The sequence below is a fragment of the Streptomyces coeruleorubidus genome (assembly GCF_028885415.1).
Classification (GTDB): Bacteria; Actinomycetota; Actinomycetes; order Streptomycetales; family Streptomycetaceae; genus Streptomyces; species Streptomyces coeruleorubidus_A.
Genome location: NZ_CP118527.1, coordinates 5699711 through 5718330 on the forward strand (window position 1 = coordinate 5699711; position 18620 = coordinate 5718330).

Consider the following 18620-nt stretch of genomic DNA (forward strand, 5'->3'; position numbering starts at 1 on the left):
TCCCCCCCGTAACGTGGATCCGGCCGGAGGAGCAGGCGGGCCCTCAGGTGGGATAGACGTCCCCCGTCACGTGGATCCGTTCCTCCCGGCCCCGCAGTTCGAAGCGGCCGTCCACCGCCGCGTACGTGACCGTACCGGGCAGCAGGACCGGCGCCCGGAACTGCGCGCGTACGCGGCAGGAGTCCGGTGTGCCGTGCGCGGCGAGACAGCGGGCGACGGTCCACATGCCGTGCGCGATGGCCCGGGGGAAGCCGAACAGGCGGGCGGTGAGCGGGTGGAGGTGGATCGGGTTGCGGTCGCCGGACGCCGCCGCGTACCGCCGTCCGACGTCCTCGGCGAGGCGCCACTCGGCCACGGCCGGCAGCGGCTTGCGTACCTCCTCCCGGGGAGCCTCGGCGGGCAATCGCGTGCGGTGCCGGGCGAGGTACGTGCTGCCCGACTCCCATACGAGGTCCCCGCCCTCCCGCACCTCGGTGACGACCGTCGCCTCGGTGCCGCGCCGGTGGGGCGCCAACCCCTTGACGTACACCGCGAGTTCGTACGCTCCGGTGGCCGGCGTCGCCCGGTGCCGGGTGATCGTGATCGACGTGTGGACGAGGCCCAGCAGCGGCAGCGGAAAGTCCCGGCCGCTCATCAGCCGCATGGCCAGGGGGAATCCCAGCACGTGCGGATACGGCAGCGGCAGCGCGTCCTCCCCGGTCGGGAACCCGCAGACCCGCTCGTACGCCGCCAGCCGCGCGAGGTCGACGCGCAGGCCGGGCAGGACGAGCCGGGTGCGCGGGAACTGCGCGTCGGGGGCCGGGCGTTTGAAGGGGGACAGCAGGGCGCCGCGCGCGAGGAGCGGGGCGAGGGAGGGGGACCCGGTGAGGACGAGAGCGGCGTCGGCCATCACGCCCCCAGCAGGCTCTGGCCGCATACGCGTACGACCTGTCCGTTGACCGCGCCCGAGGCCGGGTGCGCGAGCCAGGCCGTGGTCTCGGCGACATCCACCGGCAGACCGCCCTGCGCGAGGGAGTTCATGCGGCGGCCGGCCTCGCGGATGAACAGCGGGACGGCGGCCGTCATCTTCGTCTCGATGAAGCCCGGCGCGACCGCGTTGACCGTCACCCCGTGCTCGGCGAGCGCGCGCGGCGCGAGGGAGCGGACCAGGCCGACGATGCCCGCCTTGCTCGCCCCGTAGTTGGTCTGGCCCGCGTTGCCGGCGATACCCGCGATCGAGGCGGTCGCCACGATCCGGCCGCCCCGGTTCAGCGTCCCGGCCTTCAGCAGCGCGTCCGTCGTGCGCAGCACACTCGCCAGGTTCACCTCCAGCACCGGGATCCAGCGCTCGGCGGGCATGTTCACCAGTCGCCGGTCCCGCGTGATGCCCGCGTTGTGGATCAGCAGGTCCAGACCGTCCGGCAGGGCCTCGGCGATCCGGGCGCCCGCGTCGGCGGCCGTGATGTCGAGGAGCAGCGCGGTGCCGCCGAGCCGGTCGGCGACGCGCCGGGCGTCCCGCTCGGCCTGCGGCACGTCGAGGACCACGACCCGGGCCCCGTCCCGGGCGAGCGTCTCGGCGACCGCCTCGCCGATGCCGCGCGCGGCACCGGTGACCAGGGCGGTGCGGCCGGCCAGGGGGCGGTTCCAGTCGACGGGGGCGGAGGGCTCGTCGTCCGGGGCGGTCTCGCCCGACGCCGTCTCACCCGCCCCGACCTCGATCACCTGTCCACTCACATACGCCGACTTGGGCGACAGCAGGAAACGGAGAGTGGATTCGGCGGCCGCCGCGTCCGTGAGCCGGACCAGGTTCACGGTCCTGCCCCGGCCGATCTCCTTGCCGAGGGAGCGCGTGAAGCCCTCCAGGGCCTGCTGGGCGGCGGCCTGGTGATGGTCGGCGGGGTCGAGCGGCGCGCCGAGCAGGAGCACGCGCCCTCCCCCACTCTCGGCTGCGCTCGAGCGGGAGGTGCCCCCAGCGGCGACCGACCGCACGACGGGGTGCAGGGCCGCGTGCACCTCGGCCAGGCCCTCGACGTCCCGCACCCCGCTCGCGTCCAGGACGACGGCCGCCGCCCGGTCGGAGCCGGCCGGGCCGATCCCCGTACGGGCGAGGACCGGCGCCAGATCGAGGCCGGACCTGCCGGCGGTGAGGTGGAGCAGGCCGCCGTCCAGGGTGGGCCGCCCGGGAGACCAGCGGGTCAGCGCCGCGGGCTGGGGCAGGCCGAGCCGGCGGGTGAGGAAGCGGCCGGGCCCGGTGGCGGTGAAGCTCAGATAGCGGTCGGCCATGGCGACTCCCAGCTCGGATGACGGCTCACACTTGCTTACTCTGGAGTAAGGTTACCGTAGGTAAGGCTACGTCACAGACGAGGAGCGGGTCGAGATGAGCCCCCAGAAGATGTCGGTGCGGCGCGTGGCGGTCGTCGGCGGAGCGCGCATCCCGTTCGCCCGCTCCGACGGCCCGTACGCCACCGCCTCCAACCAGCAGATGCTCACCGCCGCCCTCGACGGCCTGGTCGAGCGGTACGGGCTCCAAGAGCCGGGCGCGGTCGGCGAGTTCGTGGCCGGCGCGGTCCTCAAGCACAGCCGCGACTTCAACCTGGCCCGCGAGACGGTCCTCGGCTCCCGCCTGCACCCCACCACCCCCGCCTACGACATCCAGCAGGCCTGCGGCACCGGACTCCAGGCCGTCATCGCCGCCGCCAACAAGATCGCTCTCGGCCAGACCGAGTCGGCGGTCGCGGGCGGCGCCGACACGGCGAGCGACGCGCCCCTGGGCGTCAACGACACCCTGCGCCGCGTCCTGCTGGAGGCGCGCCGGGCGAAGTCCCTGGGCGGGCGCGTGAAGGCCCTGGCGAAGGTGCGTCCGGGCCACCTCGTCCCTGACATCCCGCGCAACGCCGAGCCGCGCACCGGCCTGTCCATGGGCGAACACGCCGCCGTCACCGCCCGCGCCTGGGGCATCGGCCGCAAGGCGCAGGACGAACTGGCGGCGGCCAGTCACCAGCGGCTGGCGGCGGCGTACGAACGCGGCTTCTTCCAGGACCTGGTGGTCCCCTTCCGAGGCCTGGCCCGCGACCAGAACCTGCGCCCCGGCTCGACCGCGGAGAAACTCGCCTCCCTCAAGCCGGTGTTCGGCCTCGACCACCCCGACCCGACCATGACGGCCGGGAACTCGACCCCGCTGACGGACGGAGCCGCGACCGTCCTCCTGGCGAGCGAGGAGTGGGCCCGCGAGCGCGGCCTGGAGCCACTGGCGTACCTCACCGCGTACGAGACGGCGGCCGTCGACTTCGTCGGCGGAGACGTCGCCGGCGGCGAGGACGGGCTGCTCATGGCGCCCGCGTACGCCGTGCCGCGCATGCTGGAGCGGGCCGGGCTCGGCCTGGCCGACTTCGACCTGGTGGAGATCCACGAGGCCTTCGCCTCCCAGGTGCTGGCGACGCTCGCGGCCTGGGAGAAGCGGGGCCTGGGCACGGTGGACCGCGCCCGGCTGAACGTCGCGGGCTCGTCCCTCGCCACCGGCCACCCCTTCGCCGCCACCGGCGCCCGGATCGTGGCGACCCTGGCCAAGCTGCTCGCCGAACGGGACGCGCCCGCCCGCGGGTTGATCTCCATCTGCGCGGCGGGCGGGCAGGGGGTGACGGCGATCCTGGAGCGGGCCTGAGGGTGACGGCGGACCGAACCTGAAGGACCCTCACCTAACCCCCGAGAATGCACAGGCCTGGCTCCGGACCATCCCCGAACCCGCACAAACCCGCCACGTGAGGCCCGTACGATCCCGTTCCTACCGCCAGTAACCCCTTTCTGGGGGTTCAACCGGTTGAGCGCCTCGGCGTGCGAGGCACGTACGTATCGCAGCAAGCAGTTCCTTCGCTGCGCGCCCCAGGAGCCGCCCGTGTCCACTGCCCATCCCTCCTCCGCCTACGGTGACATGTACGGCGGACCGGTCCTGGTCGAGCCCGAGACACGGCGGCTGGACGGGGCGGTGCGCGAGGCGTCCGTACCGCCGCTGGCACCGCCGTGGACCCACGGGTCGCTCGCCGACCTGCCGTTCGACAACGCGAGCGCGCACCCGGACGCCGTGGCGCTCAGCCGCAAGGACGCCGACGGGCGCTGGAGCGACGTCACGGCGGCGCAGTTCGCCGACCAGGTGCTGGCCGTGGCGAAAGGGCTGATAGCCGAAGGGCTGATGCCCGGCGACCGGATCGCCGTGATGGCCCGCACCATCTACGAGTGGACGGTCCTGGACTTCGCGGCCTGGGCGGCCGGTCTCGTCACCGTTCCGATCTATCCCACGTCCTCCGTCTTCCAGGCCCGCTGGATCCTCCAGGACTCCGGCGCGGTCGCCCTGATCACCGAGTTCGCCGGGCAGGCCGCCGCGCTCGGCCCGGAGCGCGACCGCCTGCCCGACCTCAGGCACATGTGGGTCGTGGAGAAGGGCCACGTGGACCGGCTGGCGGAAGCCGGAGCCCACCTCTTCGACCATGAGGTCGAGGTGCGGCGCGGCATGCTGGGCCCCGACACCCTCGCCACCCTCGTCTACACCTCCGGCACCACGGGCCGCCCCAAGGGCTGCGCGCTCACCCACGGCAACTTCTTCGCCGAGGTCGACAACGCGATCGAGCTCCTCTACCCCGTCTTCAGGGCCAGGACCAGCGAAGAGGCCTCGGTCCTGCTGTTCCTGCCCATGTCCCACATCTTCGGGCGCATGGTGGCGATCGCCTGCGTCCGCGCCCGCGTACGGCTGGGCCACGCGCCGAGCATCAAGGCGGAGAACCTGCTCCCGGACCTGGCGAGCTTCCGGCCGACCTGTCTGCTCGCCATCCCGTACATGCTGGAGAAGGTCTTCAACTCGGCCCGCGCCAAGGCCGAGGCGGGCGGCCGGGTGACGTCGTTCGACCGTGCGGTGGCGGTGGCGCAGCGCTACGGGGAGGCGATGGAGGCCCAGCAGACGGGCACCGGCCCCGGCCCCTCCCGCGCCCTGAGAGCCGCCCGGGTCTTCTACGACCCCCTGGTCTACCGCCGTATCCGCAACGCCATGGGCGGCAGGGTCCGTTACGCCATCTGCGGCGGCTCACCCCTGGGCCGCCGCCTCGCCGCGTTCTACGCCGGAGCCGGCATCGAGATCTTCGAGGGCTACGGCCTGACGGAGACCACGGGCGCGTCGACGGTCACGCCGCCCCTGAAACCCCGCCTGGGCACGGTCGGCTGGCCCCTGCCCGGCACCCGTGTCCGCATCGCCGCCGACGGCGAGATCCTCCTCGCCGGCGACCACGTCCTGCGCGGCTACTGGGACCCCCAGGCCGGTGGAGTCGTACCCGCCGCCCCCGACGGCTGGCTCGCCACCGGCGACATCGGCGAACTGGACGACGAGGGCTATCTGACGATCACCGGCCGCAAGAAGGAAATGCTGATCACCGCGGGCGGCAAGAGCGTCGCCCCGGCACCCCTGGAGAACTGGCTGCGCTCCCACCCGCTGATCTCCCAGTGCCTGGTCCTGGGCGACGGCCGTCCCTTCGTCGCGGCCCTGATCACCCTGGACCCGGCCGGCATCACCCACTGGCGCCGGATGAACGGCAAACACCCCGTACCGCCCAAACTCCTCGTCGACGACGAGGAACTCCGCGCCGTCCTCCAGCGTGCCGTCGACGAGGCCAACAAGATGGTCTCCCGGCCGGAGTCCATCCGCCGCTTCGCGATCCTCCCCGAGGACTTCTCCGAGGAGGCGGGCCATCTGACCCCGTCGATGAAGCTCCGCCGCGAGGCGGTGATGCGCGCCTTCGCGGCGGAAGTGGAGGGGCTGTACGCGCGGTGAGGCACCTTTGCGATCTCTTCACACGGGGTTCTTGACGCCGCAAGGCGTCTGCCCTTTGGCTTTCAGCCACCCCGTCGCGATGCTCCCCCCCATCGGAAGGCACCACCAGTGAAAGCGCGTACCACCCGTCGGCCCGCTGTGCGTCCCCTCTCCATAGCCCTGGCGGTCACCGTGTCGGCCCTGTCCCTCACCGCCTGCGGCGGCGGGAGTGACGACTCCGCGGGTGTGAAGAAGGGCAACGACATCACGGTGGGCCTGCTGCTGCCCGACCGGGACACGGCGCGCTTCGAGAAGTTCGACTATCCCCTGATCAAGGAAGAGGTCGCCTCCCTCACCGAGAACCAGGGCAAGGTCAAGTACGCCAACGCCGAGGCGAGCGTGTCCAGACAGAGCGAGCAGTTCCGGAAGATGATCGACGACAAGGTCGACGTCATCCTGGTGGACGCGCTGAACTCCAAGACCATCGCCTCGGACGTGCAAAAGGCCAAGGACGCCGGCATCCCGGTCATCGCCTACGACCGGCTCGCCGAGGGGCCGATCGACGCGTACGTCTCCCACGACAACGAACTCGTCGGGCAGGTGCAGGGCCGCGCCATCGTCGGGGAACTCGGCGAGAAGGCCGAGAAGAGCAAGGTCGTCATGATGAACGGCGACCCGGCCGACCCGAACACGGCACGGTTCAAGCAGGGCGCGCTGAGCGAGCTCCAGGGGGCGGTCGACATCGTCGAGCAGTACGACACCAAGGAGTGGAAGCCCTCGATCGCCAAGGCGAACATGAAGAAGGCGATCCGGGCCGTCGGCCTGGACAACATCGCCGCCGTCTACTCCGCCAACGACGGCATGGCGGGCGCCGTCATCGAGGCGCTGAAGGAGGCGGGCGCGACCAGGATCCCGCCGGTGACCGGGCAGGACGCCAACCTGGACGCGGTGCAGCGGATCGTGTCGGGGGAGCAGTACATGACCGTGTACAAGTCGTTCCTGCTGGAGGCGACGAACGCCGCGAAGATCGCGGTGGCCAAGGTCCAGGGCCGCTCGATCGAGTTCGCCGCGCTGACCCGGGATACGGTCGACAGCCCCACGGAGAAGGACATCCCGGCGATGCTGGTGCCGGTGGTCGCCCTCACCAAGGACAACATCAAGGAGACGGTGGTCACGGACGGCGTCTACACCGTCAAGGACATCTGCACGGCCAAGTACAAGGCGGACTGCGAGGCGATCGGCCTTGAGTAGAGCCTCTTGACTTCGCTGGGCGCCCGCGCGACATTCCCCACCCCTTGAATCCTGTCGCGCTGGAGAAGTCATGGCCACTGACATGAACTCCGCACCATCCGCTGTCTCCCCTGGTTCCCCTTCCCGAAGACGAGTGCTGACCGGTGCCGCGGGTGCCGGGCTCGCGGTCGCCGCCGGAGTGCAACAGGGCGCCCACGCCGCCGACTTACCCCCGCTCGGTACGTACGACGTCGTCGTCATCGGCTCCGGCGCGGCCGGGATGACCGCCGCGCTGACCGCCGCCGGGCAGGGGCTGAGCTGCGTCGTCGTGGAGAAGGCCCCGGCCTTCGGCGGCTCGACCGCCCGCTCCGGTGCCGGGATCTGGATCCCGAACAACCCGGTGATCCTCGCGGTCGGCGTCCCCGACACCCCGGCCAAGGCCGCCGCCTACCTCGCCGCCGTCGTCGGCCCGGACGTCCCCGCCGACCGGCAGCGCGCCTTCCTCGCCCACGGCCCGGCGACGATCTCCTACGTCATGGCCCACAGCCCCCTGCGCTTCCGCTGGATGGAGGGCTACAGCGACTACTACCCAGAACTGCCCGGCGGCCTGGCGAACGGCCGCTCCATCGAGCCCGACCAGTTCGACGGCAGGATCCTCGGAGCCGAACTGGCCCGCCTGAACGCGCCGTACATGGACGTCCCCGCCGGCATGGTGGTCTTCGGCGCGGACTACAAGTGGCTGGCCCTGGCCGCCGTGAACGCCGAGGGGGCGGCCGTGGCCGCACAGTGTCTGGCACGGGGGACGGCGGCGGCCCTTCGGGGCGAGAAGCCCCTGACCATGGGCCAGGCCCTGGCGGCGGGCCTGCGGGCGGGGCTGCGGTCCGCGGGCGTACCGGTCTGGCTGAACACGGCGCTGACGGATCTGCACCTCGAGAACGGCACGGTCACCGGAGCCGTGGTCACCCGCGACGGCGCCCTGGGCCTGATCCGCGCCCGCCGGGGCGTGATCGTCGGCTCCGGCGGATTCGAGCACAACGCGGCGATGCGCGACCGCTACCAGCGCCAGCCCATCGGCACGGACTGGACGGTCGGCGCCAAGGAGAACACCGGCGACGGCATCCGGGCGGGGGAGCGGCTCGGCGCGGCGCTCGACCTGATGGACGACGCCTGGTGGGGCCCGGCGATCCCGATCCCGGGCCAGCCGTACTTCTGCCTCGCCGAACGCACCCTCCCGGGCGGGCTGCTGGTGAACGGATCGGGCAGGCGCTTCGTCAACGAGGCCGCGCCCTACAGCGACGTCGTCCACACGATGTACGACGTCCACACCACCGACCCCGCCATCCCGGCCTGGCTGATCGTGGATCAGAACTACCGCAACCGCTACCTCTTCAAGGACGTCCTGCCGGCCCTGCCCCTCCCCGACGCCTGGTACGACTCGGGCGCCGCACACAAGGCCTGGACCCTGGACGCCCTGGCCACGTCGATCGGCGTCCCGCCGGCGGCCCTGCGCACGACGGTCGACCGGTTCAACTCCCAGGCACGGCGGGGCGAGGACCCCGACTTCCACCGCGGCGACAGCGCCTACGACCGCTACTACACCGACCCGTCGGTCCTCCCCAATCCCTGCCTGGCCCCCCTCCGGCTCCCCCCGTACCACGCCTTCCGCATCGTCCCCGGCGACCTCGGCACGAAGGGCGGCATGCGAACGGACGCCCGGGCCCGCGTCCTGCGTCCCGACGGCTCGGTGATCCCGGGCCTGTACGCGGCGGGCAACGCCAGCGCTGCGGTGATGGGCCACAGCTACGCGGGCGCGGGCTCGACCATCGGGCCGGCGATGACGTTCGGCTATATCGCGGCGAGGGATATCGCGGGGGTGTTGTAGGGGGCGGCGTACCGGGGGCCGGGCGGGTACGCGTGTCGCCGGTACGCCGCCGGTACGCCTAGGACGTCGGCTTCGTCGGCTTGCGGGCCACCAGGCACGCCTGGGGGACCGGCTCCCCGAGTTCCTCGTCGGGCTCCCGGACGGTCCGGGAGCGCAGGACGAAACCGGCGGCTTCCAGCAGGGCGGCGATCCGCTCCGGCTGCCGCCGCCGGAAGGTCAGCGCCACCTGGTGCCCGAAGGCCTCCTCGTAGCGGCGGGGCTCGTCACCGGCCTGGAAGCCGAGAAGCAGATGCCCTCCGGGCCGCAGGACGCGGCCGAACTCGGCGAAGACGTCCGGCAGCCGGTCGAGCGGGGTGTGGATGGTCGAGTACCAGGACACGACCCCGTCGAGCGAGCCGTCGGGCAGGTCCAGCTCCAGCATCGAGCCCCGCTCGAACCGCAGACCGGGATGCTCGCGCCGGGCGATCGCGAGCATCGACTCCGACAGGTCCAGCCCGAACACGGACAGCCCCCGTGACGCCAGGTACGCCGTCACCCGCCCGGGCCCGCACCCCAGGTCGGCGACCTCGCCCCCCTCACCCACGAGCTCCGCGAAGCCGTAGAGCAGTCCCAGGTCCAACGGCGTGGCCACGGGCGGGTCACCGAAGTGGACGGCGTAGTCCTCCGCCACGGCGTCGTAGAAGACACGGGTCTCGGTCAGGAAGTCGGCTTCGGTCATGGCCCGACCCTAGGGCGTGGCACTGACACCCCTGTTGCGAGGCACTGTCACCGCCGGCCCGCGCTCGTAAAAACCCAGCCCTACCGCGCAGGCCCGTCTCCCCGGCCCTCGCCCGTCTGCCGCCCCCAGAGCCCGGCCCCCGCACCGACCGCCGTGCCCAGGCACATGCCCAGGGCCAGGGCCAGGCCGATGTCGTCGAAGACGGTCATGCCGAGGACGAGTCCTACCGCCGTGCCGAGGGACAGACCGAGAGAGAGGCCCGACGCCAGGCGCTTGTCGGCGGGGGTGCCGCTGTCTTCCCCGTCGTGGTCCGGGTCTGTCTGCATACGGTCATCCTCCAAGGGACCACGGGCGGAATTCGCCGGAAATTCACCGGGGCGTAAGGAGAGGCGTAAGGGGCGAAAAGGCAGGAGCCCCGCCGCCTGACGGCGCGGGGCTCCTTGGGTACTACTGATCAGACCGGCGTGACGTTCTCAGCCTGCGGGCCCTTCGGACCCTGCGTGACATCGAAAGACACCTGCTGGTTCTCCTCGAGCGAGCGGAAGCCGCTCGCGTTGATCGCGGAGTAGTGGACGAAGACGTCGGGGCCGCCGCCCTCCTGGGCGATGAAACCAAAGCCCTTTTCGGCGTTGAACCACTTCACGGTTCCGGTAGCCATAAGCCCTCCTTGGGCCCAAAAGGGTTGCCCTGCTCCAGAACCAGCAAGTGTGAAGATGAATTCTGCACAACTGCATACGTCTGAGAATGACGAGAGCCCGCGGTCACATGCTCCGCAGGCTCTGTACTGCAAGGGAAACCAAACTGCAACTTGCGACGAGCCTAGCACGCAGTCCCCGGAATGCAATAGGGGTCAAGATCACGTCACCCGAATGTTTGAACATCCCCCCGCCGGCTGGCGGAGAGCGTGCCGGCCGCCGGTCACGGGCCCACCGCGGGGCCGGACGCGGGCCCGTACGCCATGAGGGCTAGCCTCACGATGTGGACAATCCTCGCACCCGGCCGCGCGTCGGCCACATCCAGTTCCTGAACTGCCTGCCCCTGTACTGGGGGCTCGCCAGAACGGGCACGCTCCTCGACTTCGAGCTCACGAAGGACACCCCGGAGAAGCTCAGCGAGAAGCTGGTGCAGGGCGAGCTCGACATCGCCCCGATCACCCTGGTCGAGTTCCTCAAGCACGCCGACCAACTCGTCGCCTTCCCCGACATCGCCGTCGGCTGCGACGGCCCGGTCATGTCCTGCGTGATCGTCTCGCAGGTCCCGCTGGACCGGCTGGACGGCGCCCGCGTCGCCCTCGGGTCGACCTCCCGCACCTCCGTCCGCCTCGCCCAGCTGCTCCTCGCCGAGCGCTACGGCGTACGGCCCGACTACTACACGTGCCCGCCCGACCTCAGCCTGATGATGGGCGAGGCCGAGGCGGCCGTCCTCATCGGAGACGCGGCACTGCGCGCGAACATGCTCGACGGCCCGCGCTTCGGCCTGGACGTGCACGACCTGGGCCAGCTGTGGAAGGAGTGGACCGGGCTGCCGTTCGTCTTCGCGGTCTGGGCGGCCCGCCGCGACTACCTGGAGCGCGAGCCGGTCCTCACCCGCAAGGTACACGAGGCCTTCCTCGCCTCCCGCAACCTCTCCCTGGAAGAGGTCGACAAGGTCGCCGAGCAGGCCGCCCGCTGGGAGGACTTCGACGAGGAGACCCTCGCCCAGTACTTCACGACGCTCGACTTCCGCTTCGGCGGCCCGCAGCTGGAGGCGGTCGCCGAGTTCGCCCGGCGCGTCGGCCCGACGACCGGCTTCCCCGCGGACGTGAAGGTGGACCTGCTCCAGCCGTGAGCGGGCCGGTGCTCCCGCACTACTCTGCTGGGGGAGCGCGCGTACGGGGGCCGGCGAGGCCTGCGGGCGCCTACGGGGGAGGGGTGACGCCATGCGGCCGCTCGAAGTCGACGAACCCACCGTCGTGGGGCCCTACCGGCTGCTCGGCCGGCTGGGCTCCGGCGGCATGGGCCGGGTCTACCTGGGCCGCAGCGCCGGCGGCCGCACGGTCGCGGTGAAGATCGTCCATCCGCACTTCGCCCTGGACGAGGAGTTCCGGGCCCGCTTCCGCCGCGAGGTCGACGCCGCCCGACGGGTCGGCGGCGCCTGGACGGCACCCGTCCTGGACGCCGACCCGGACGCGCGGGTGCCCTGGGTGGCGACGGCGTACGCGGCGGGCCCCTCGCTGTCGGCCGCGGTCGCCGAGGGCGGTGCGCTGCCGGCCCACACCGTACGGGTGCTGGGGGCTGGGCTGGCCGAGGCGCTGGCGGCGGTGCACGAGCTGGGCCTGGTGCACCGGGACGTGAAGCCGTCGAACGTACTGCTCACGCTCGACGGCCCGCTGCTGATCGACTTCGGGATCGCGCGGGCCACGGACGGTACGGCGTCCCTGACGTCCACGGGCGTGTCGATCGGCTCGCCCGGCTACATGTCACCCGAGCAGATCCTCGGCAAGAGCGTCACGGGCGCGGCGGACGTCTTCTCGCTCGGCGCGGTCCTGGCGTACGCGGCGACCGGCGAACCGCCCTTCCCCGGGGACTCCTCGGCGGCCCTGCTCTACAAGGTCGTCCACGAGGAGCCGGAACTCGACGGGCTGGACGGGCAGTTGCGGGACCTCACGGCGGCCTGCCTGACGAAGGACCCGGGTGCGCGGCCCGCCCCCGCCGAGGTGGCCAGGCGGCTGGCTCCCGAGGGCGCGGCCCGGCTGGTGGCGGGCGGGTGGCTGCCGGGGGCGCTGGTGGAGCAGGTCAGCCGGAGCGCCGTGCAGTTGCTGAATCTGGAGGCGACGGCGCCGGGGGCCGGGGCGCCTTCCGGGCCGGTCGGGTTCAGCAGCCCCTCGGTGGGGGTGCCGGAAACGACCGGCGGCGAGGTCGCCGGGGTGTTCGGGCCGCCGCCGGTCATGCCCCATCCTCCGTCCGCTGCCGTCCCCGGACCTCGCGACGGCGACCCACCGGACGCCGTCACATCCACCGGCCGCCCCGGCAAGATCTCCGTCTCCGTGGCGGCCACCTCCACGCCGGAGGGGGGCGGGCGGGTGCGCAGGCTGAGCTGCACCGTGGCGCTGGCGGTCGCCGGGGCGATGGCGGCCGTGACGATCGGCTCGGTGTTCGTCTTCGACCTGCTGCCGGACCGGACCTCCGACGACGACACGAGCGACTCCGGCGCGGGCCCCGGCTCTCCACCCGCGGCGACCGCGAGCTCCGCCCCTTCCGGTGCGGTACCCGCCGCCTACCTCGGCACCTGGGAGGGCCAGGGCAGCGCCCTCGACGGCAGGCTGCCCCTCGGCACCTTCCGGATCACCGTCGAACGGGCCGCCGTCGGCAAGGAGTTGGGCCGCCTGCGCCAGACCGACCAGATCGGCGGCGTCTGCGTCGACGTACTCACCCTGAAGCAGGTGACGAAGAAGGAGCTGGTCGCCACCTCCGTGGGCGCGAAGACCAACCACGGCGGCTGCAACCCGGCCCCCACGACCGTGCGGCTCACGCCGGTGGGCGACGACCTCCAGTACCGGTCGGAGAGCGAGGACTCGGGTCGTCCTCAGGCTCGGATGTCGAAGGTGCGGTAGCAGACGACCTGCGGACGTGCCGGGCGAACAGGCCGATGAGGAGCGTGATCATCGCGAGGGTGGCGGCCAGGCCGACGGCCCACAGCCACGGGTAGTGCACATGCACCCAGCAGGGCCCGCCCTCGCTGTAGCAGTCGTAGTCCCAGTCACGGCGCCGCTTGGGCCGTGCGGTCGTGCCGATCACCCCGGCGACCAGGTAGCCCGCGGCCAGCCCGGGTAGGGACGCGACCGCCCAGGCCAGCGAACGCGGCTTGCTCTTCTTCCAGTTCATCCGGGTCAGCGGCGCCACCCAGGCGAGGAAGACCAGCGGGACCAGGGCACCGACCGTGCCGGCGAAGGCGTACGCACCGCCGGGCCACGGGGGCGAATTCGCCCCAGAGCTCGTGACCCCAGTACCACTCGAAGAGGACCAGCGGCGTCAGCAGGACGAAGCAGCCGGGGATCACCACGCAGCCCCAGGCACAGCTCCAGTCCCGCTTCTTCGCCTCGCCGGCGTTCGGCCGGCCGGGCCGGTGCTCGTACCGCAGCGCGGCCCCCGCCGCCTTCCTCCGCTTCGGCTTCGCCGAACCCCTGGTCAACGCCTCACCCCGGGACGACGACCGTGCGCAGCTCCCCGTCGCCGAGGTGCAGCATGCCCTTGCCGGGGGCGACCTGGCCGCCGACCATGCTGCGGGACAGGCGGACGCCGACGAGGTCGCCGCTGGAGGACTCCTGAGGCGAGAGGAGGATGCCGCGGCGGGCCTTCTTCGCGTCGACCTGCCAGCCGGAGAAGCCGCTGCACACGTCCTCCTCGTCACCGGCGATGACGAGGGCGAGGCCGCGCTCGGCGCCCCGGGAGACCAGCTTCTTCAACTGGCTCTCGGCGTCGCAGTCCTCCAGGATCTCGCCGTCGTCGATGAGGACCGCGATCGGCTCCTGAAGGGACGCCTGGTCGACGAGCTCCTCGAACTCGTCCTCGTCGATGTCGTCGCCGGTGAAGACCTTCAGGACGCCTTCCGTGCCGTCGAGTTGGCGCAGCGGCGACTGGCGCGGGGCCGCGACGACCAGGCGCGTGCCCTGGGCCAGGAAGGAGTGGGCGAAGTTCAGCAGGACCGTCGAGCGGCCCGACTTGGCCGGGCCCGCGACGACGAACGCCGGTACGCCCTGCGCCAGATCGGGGCCGAAGCCGACGATCTCGTCGCCGCCGATGCCGACCAGACCCCACAGGCGCGAGCGGGACGCGTCCGGGTCGCGCAGCTCCCAGGCCTCCGGGAAGGAGATCCGGCTGGGCAGGCTGTCGACGCGGAACGGGCGGCGCGAGCGCGGCACTTCGACGTAGCGGGCGGTGGCCGCCTCACCGATCGCCGCCAGCGCCGCGGCCTGGCCCTGGCCGCTGGTGTCCTCGGCGAGCAGCGCGAACTGCGTCTCCGTACCGAACTCGTTGCGGAACGCACGCCCCGGCGGGATCTCCTCCGGCACCTTGCGGACCGGGATGCCGAGCGCCGAGAAGTCGCTGCGGTCGGCCAGCCGCAGACCGTACTTGTCCTCGGTGAGGGTCGCGATACGGCCGACCAGCAGGGTCCGGTCGCCGGTGAGGACCAGGTGGATGCCGACGCTCGCGCCCTCGCGCATCATCGTCTGGAGCTCGTCGGTGAGCGAACCGTGGTCGATCTCGCCGAGCGTGGGCACCCAGCCCTCCCAGCGGTCCAGCAGCACGACGATGTGCGGCAGCCGCTCGTCCTCGGAGACCGAGGCCCGCTGCTCGCCGATGTCCGCGAAGCCCTTGTCCGACAACAGGTCCTGACGGCGGCCCAGCTCGCCCTTGAGCCGGTTGACGAGCCGCACGACCCGCTCGGTCTGGTTACGGCCGACGACCGCGCCGCAGTGCGGCAGCCGGGTCAGGGCGTTCAGCGCGCCGTTGCCGCAGTCGATGCCGTAGAGGTGCACGTCGGCCACGGAGTGGGTGCGGGCGATGGAGCCCGCGAGAGTGCGCAGCACCTGGGAGCGGCCGCTGCGCGGGGCACCGCCGATCATCAGATGGCCGAAGGAGGAGAAGTCCACGACGACCGGGCGGCGGGACTGGCTGGCGGGCAGGTCCTCGATGCCGTACGGCGCCGGCGGCAGCTTGCCGGGGCCGCCGGCGAACGCGGGCACCTCGATCTCGTCCAGCAGCAGAGTCTCGTCGAGGGCGGGCAGCCACGGGCTGTGCTGGGGCGGGATGCCGAGCGAGCGGTTGGCGTCGCGGATGGTGTCCACGAGGACCTTCAGGTCCGTGATCTCCTCGTCCTCACGGGCCTCGGCCTTCGGCTTGGCAAGCGCCGCCCGCCCGAGGTCCTCCCAGGTCAGCGGGCCCACCCAGGGCATGAGCACGGCCGGGTCGGCCGCACCGGGCCGGCGACCGCCCACGCGTCCGGACTGGAAGGGGACCAGGGAGGCGTGCCCGAGCCGGGCGTAGGCGCGGCCCGGGGTGTTCTTGGAGATGTGCCCGGCCTCCGGCGAGTCGATGACGTCGGTCGACTCGCCGCCGTCCGTCACGCGCAGGGCGATACGGAGGTTGGTGTTGGCGCGGATCTCGGGCGACACGACACCGCTCGGCCGCTGGGTGGCCAGCAGCAGGTGGATACCGAGGGACCGCCCTCGCTGGGCGATGTTCACGAGCCCCGTCACGAAGTCGGGCAGGTCACGCACCATCGACGCGAACTCGTCGATGACGATGAGCAGCCGGGGAACCGGCTGGTGCGAAGGATCCCGACGCACGAGATCCTGATAGTCCTCGATGTCCTTGGCGTCGGCGGCGGCCAGGATGTGCTCGCGCCGGTGCAGCTCGGCACCCAGCGACTCCAGGGCCCGCTCCACCAGGTGGGCGTCGAGGTCGGTCACCATGCCGACGGTGTGCGGCAGATGCACACAGTCCTTGAAGGCCGCGCCGCCCTTGTAGTCGACGAGCACGAACGTCATGTTCTCGGGCGTGTTCGCCACCGCCAGCGCCGCCACGATGGTCTGGAGCAGCTCCGACTTACCCGAACCGGTCGTACCGGCGATGAGACCGTGCGGACCGTCCTTGCGGATGTCGATCCCGAACGGCCCGTCGTACGACTCACCGATGACGGCCAGCGTCGACTGCCCGCCCATCCGCCACCGCGCCGTGATCGCGTCGCTCGTCGGCGGCTCCAGCTGGAGCACGTCCAGCAGCCGGCTGGAGCCCGGCAGGGCCGAGTCCTCGGTCTCGCCGCTGATGTCCCGCAGCGGCGACAGCGACCGGGCGAGCCGCAGACACCAGGCGGGGGAGACGAAGTCGGGCCGTACGTCCTTCAGGCGCTCCGCACCGGCCTCCTCCACCCGCAGCCGCAACTTCTCGGTGTGGCCGCCCTGTTCGGGCTGCGGGTCGGTGGTGTGCCAGGCCTGGAAGGAAGGGAAGGCACCCGCGACCTGCTGGGACTGCTGCTGGACCTGCTGGGCCTGCTCGTACTCCTCGGCCTTTGGCTCGGCGACGACGTACGCCTGGCACTCGCCGGGCAGGAACCGCTCCTCGGCGTCGAGGCAGAGGGCGAACATGGAGACGGAGGGCCCTTCGCGCAGCAGCCGTACGACGCCGGGGAGGGACCGCAGCCGCCGCGATCCGTCCCACACGACGACGATGTCGGGGTCGCTGAAGCTCGAACCGCCCTGCGACTTGTTCTGCTCGGCGGCCTTCTTGCGCGCGTCGAGGATCTGCGTCAGCTCGCCGATGCGGGCGCCGACGGTCTCGGCGTCGGTCCCGATGAGCACGTTGACGTCCTGCCCGCCGGACGGCCGGGCGTGCGGCAGCCAGCGCACCCAGTCCCAGGACTCCTGCGCGGCGTTGTCGCTCAGCACGTAGAACTGCACGTCCATCGGGCTGTGCAGCGCCGCGGCCTGCGCGACGGCCCACCGTCCGAGAGCACGGGCGGAATCCCCGGGCCCGGCCATGCCGATGACGCCGAGGGTGCGCAGGTGCAGCGCGACCGGGGCGTCCTCGATCTTCCAGGTCACCTGGCGACGGTGGTCGTCCTGCTCGGGGTCGTCGAGCACGACCTCGGAGGGCAACTGCCCGGTCCCCACCCGCAGGAGGAGATGGTCGCGGTCGGTACGCCGCCGCTCCCACAGACGGGTACGCGGCCCGGTCCCGAGGGCGAGGACGGTGGCGGGGTCGGGAATGGCATGCCGCCGGTCGTTCCGCTCGGTGACCAGCGCGTCCTGCGCGTCCTTCTCGATCCGCTCCTTCTGCTCCTCGTACTCCTGCACCTGCTTGGCGTGCGACTTCCGCCCGTGCTTCTTGTCGTTGTAGTAGTTCGCGAAGAGCAGGAACGGGCTCAGCGCGGCCATGATCAGGTAGTACCAGCGCTGGAAGATCATCACCGACACGACGGCACCGACGAGCGGCGTCAGCGCCATCAGCCAGGGCAGCGGCCGGGCCTCGTACTCACGCGGCGGCGACGGCAGCCGGAAGTTGGTCTGCCGCTCGGGCGGACGCAGCCGCGGGGGCCGGTTGTAGTCGAGGCCTATGCCGTCGTCGGACCACTTGAGGGCGGCGTTGGGGGGTGTGTAGCGGGTGAGTTCGAGGAGGGTGTTGCCGATGCCGATCTGAGCACCGAGGGGCCAGTCGGTGGGGCCGCCCTTCTTCTCGTCCCTCTTGTTGCCCTGGTCCTTCTTCTTGCCGCTCTTCTTCTCGCTTGTCTTCTTCTTCTCGCCCTGGTCCTCTTTTTCGTCCTCGGCGAGGGACTTGCCGTCGAGGGTGACGTGCTCCTGGTCCGTGTGCACGGCGACCTGGCAGGTGCCGTCGGTGGCGACGGAGAGGGTGAGGGCCCGGGCGTCGACCTCGGGATCGTCGATACGGACGTACGAGGCGGCCCCGCTGCCGATGTCGTACCGCCCGACGCCGAGACGGTGCACGAACCCGGCCGCGGGCCCACCCACGACCCGCAGCTCGACGAGCCCGGTGGGCTCACCGGGCAGACACCCGGAAGGATCCTGGAGGCTGACGACGGCGCCGTCGCGCAGGGGCGATCCGACGACGGTGGCGTTCGGGTCGACGGCGTACCCGTCGACGTACACGAGGGGCGCGTTGTTGGCCGGCACCTGACGGTGCTGTCCCAGCGGGATGATCTGCGCGCCGCTGTGCCCGACCTGCTTGGCGAGCTCCTGGGCGATGTCTCCCACGGTGGACTCAGGATCGGCATCGAGCACCACGTCGGCGGTACCACCGCCGTAGGGGTCGACGACGGTCAGAGTCAGGCGCACGACTAGTCCTCCCCGTGCCACTGGGCCGGTGTGGCCTTTGTGGTTGCCGTGGCCGCTTCCGCAACGCGGGCCACAGTCTTAGCGACGATATCCGTTCCAGGTTGGGGCGGGGCAGTGGGGAGGCCTCATGACGTTCCCGATGGCAACGTCGTACACGACTTCATGACGGCTCGTTCACAAGCCGGGGATG

Annotated in this window: 13 protein-coding genes; 6 read left to right on the forward strand and 7 right to left on the reverse strand. The window is 71.9% G+C overall.

What is annotated here, in order from left to right; all coding sequences use genetic code 11:
• Nucleotides 1-43: 43 nt before the first annotated feature.
• Together PV963_RS26590 and PV963_RS26595 are read right to left on the reverse strand one after the other, a co-directional pair.
• Nucleotides 44-889, reverse strand: coding sequence for a MaoC family dehydratase (locus tag PV963_RS26590; protein WP_274818238.1), 846 nt, complete (start codon nt 887-889; stop codon nt 44-46).
• Nucleotides 889-2262: a 3-oxoacyl-ACP reductase gene (locus tag PV963_RS26595; protein WP_274818239.1), complete on the reverse strand. Its 1374-nt coding sequence runs from the start codon at nt 2260-2262 to the stop codon at nt 889-891. Before PV963_RS26595 ends, PV963_RS26590 begins: the two co-directional genes overlap by 1 nt.
• Before the next feature lie 94 nt (nt 2263-2356).
• Here PV963_RS26595 and PV963_RS26600 point away from each other — a divergent pair, with 94 nt between their 5' ends.
• From PV963_RS26600 to kstD, 4 genes are all read left to right on the forward strand, one after another.
• Nucleotides 2357-3640 (forward strand): acetyl-CoA C-acetyltransferase, encoded by a 1284-nt coding sequence (locus PV963_RS26600; protein WP_274818240.1) that lies wholly within the window; start codon nt 2357-2359, stop codon nt 3638-3640.
• A gap of 267 nt (nt 3641-3907) precedes the next feature.
• Nucleotides 3908-5791: an AMP-dependent synthetase/ligase gene (locus tag PV963_RS26605; protein ID WP_425541035.1), complete on the forward strand. Its 1884-nt coding sequence runs from the start codon at nt 3908-3910 to the stop codon at nt 5789-5791.
• A 138-nt stretch (nt 5792-5929) separates the two neighbouring features.
• Nucleotides 5930-7021 (forward strand): sugar ABC transporter substrate-binding protein, encoded by a 1092-nt coding sequence (locus tag PV963_RS26610; protein WP_274818242.1) that lies wholly within the window; start codon nt 5930-5932, stop codon nt 7019-7021.
• An 82-nt stretch (nt 7022-7103) separates the two neighbouring features.
• Nucleotides 7104-8882 carry a 3-oxosteroid 1-dehydrogenase gene (gene kstD / locus PV963_RS26615; RefSeq protein ID WP_425541036.1) on the forward strand — a complete coding sequence of 593 codons (1779 nt, stop codon included), beginning with the start codon at nt 7104-7106 and terminating at the stop codon, nt 8880-8882.
• Nucleotides 8883-8940: 58 nt separating this feature from the next.
• On the opposite strand, the gene PV963_RS26620 is transcribed toward kstD, so the two are convergent.
• From PV963_RS26620 to PV963_RS26630, 3 genes are all read right to left on the reverse strand, one after another.
• Nucleotides 8941-9600, reverse strand: a complete 660-nt coding sequence (locus tag PV963_RS26620) for a class I SAM-dependent methyltransferase (protein WP_274818244.1) — start codon at nt 9598-9600, stop codon at nt 8941-8943.
• An 80-nt stretch (nt 9601-9680) separates the two neighbouring features.
• Nucleotides 9681-9926: a hypothetical protein gene (locus PV963_RS26625; RefSeq protein ID WP_274818245.1), complete on the reverse strand. Its 246-nt coding sequence runs from the start codon at nt 9924-9926 to the stop codon at nt 9681-9683.
• 128 nt (nt 9927-10054) lie between these two features.
• Nucleotides 10055-10258, reverse strand: coding sequence for a cold-shock protein (locus tag PV963_RS26630; RefSeq protein ID WP_003992177.1), 204 nt, complete (start codon nt 10256-10258; stop codon nt 10055-10057).
• Nucleotides 10259-10578: 320 nt separating this feature from the next.
• Here PV963_RS26630 and PV963_RS26635 point away from each other — a divergent pair, with 320 nt between their 5' ends.
• Together PV963_RS26635 and PV963_RS26640 are read left to right on the forward strand one after the other, a co-directional pair.
• Nucleotides 10579-11427: a menaquinone biosynthetic enzyme MqnA/MqnD family protein gene (locus PV963_RS26635; RefSeq protein ID WP_274818246.1), complete on the forward strand. Its 849-nt coding sequence runs from the start codon at nt 10579-10581 to the stop codon at nt 11425-11427.
• Nucleotides 11428-11518: 91 nt separating this feature from the next.
• Complete coding sequence (locus PV963_RS26640) at nt 11519-13192, forward strand: serine/threonine-protein kinase (RefSeq protein WP_274818247.1); 1674 nt, start codon at nt 11519-11521, stop codon at nt 13190-13192.
• Here the strand turns inward: PV963_RS26640 and PV963_RS26645 are convergent.
• Entirely contained in the window at nt 13107-13481 is a 375-nt protein-coding gene (locus PV963_RS26645; RefSeq protein ID WP_274818248.1) for a hypothetical protein, read from the reverse strand. The genes PV963_RS26640 and PV963_RS26645 overlap by 86 nt on opposite strands.
• 293 nt (nt 13482-13774) lie before the next feature.
• Nucleotides 13775-18430: an FtsK/SpoIIIE domain-containing protein gene (locus PV963_RS26650; protein ID WP_274818249.1), complete on the reverse strand. Its 4656-nt coding sequence runs from the start codon at nt 18428-18430 to the stop codon at nt 13775-13777.
• Between the last annotated feature and the right edge of the window lie 190 nt (nt 18431-18620).

Coding starts and splice junctions, on each gene's coding strand:
- PV963_RS26590 (WP_274818238.1), bottom strand. CDS start 889: ATGGCCGACGCCGCTCTCGTCCTCACCGGGTCCCCCTCCCTCGCCCCG.
- PV963_RS26620 (WP_274818244.1), bottom strand. CDS start 9,600: ATGACCGAAGCCGACTTCCTGACCGAGACCCGTGTCTTCTACGACGCC.
- PV963_RS26595 (WP_274818239.1), bottom strand. CDS start 2,262: ATGGCCGACCGCTATCTGAGCTTCACCGCCACCGGGCCCGGCCGCTTC.
- PV963_RS26640 (WP_274818247.1), top strand. CDS start 11,519: ATGCGGCCGCTCGAAGTCGACGAACCCACCGTCGTGGGGCCCTACCGG.
- PV963_RS26625 (WP_274818245.1), bottom strand. CDS start 9,926: ATGCAGACAGACCCGGACCACGACGGGGAAGACAGCGGCACCCCCGCC.
- PV963_RS26630 (WP_003992177.1), bottom strand. CDS start 10,258: ATGGCTACCGGAACCGTGAAGTGGTTCAACGCCGAAAAGGGCTTTGGT.
- kstD (WP_425541036.1), top strand. CDS start 7,104: ATGAACTCCGCACCATCCGCTGTCTCCCCTGGTTCCCCTTCCCGAAGA.
- PV963_RS26605 (WP_425541035.1), top strand. CDS start 3,908: ATGTACGGCGGACCGGTCCTGGTCGAGCCCGAGACACGGCGGCTGGAC.
- PV963_RS26600 (WP_274818240.1), top strand. CDS start 2,357: ATGAGCCCCCAGAAGATGTCGGTGCGGCGCGTGGCGGTCGTCGGCGGA.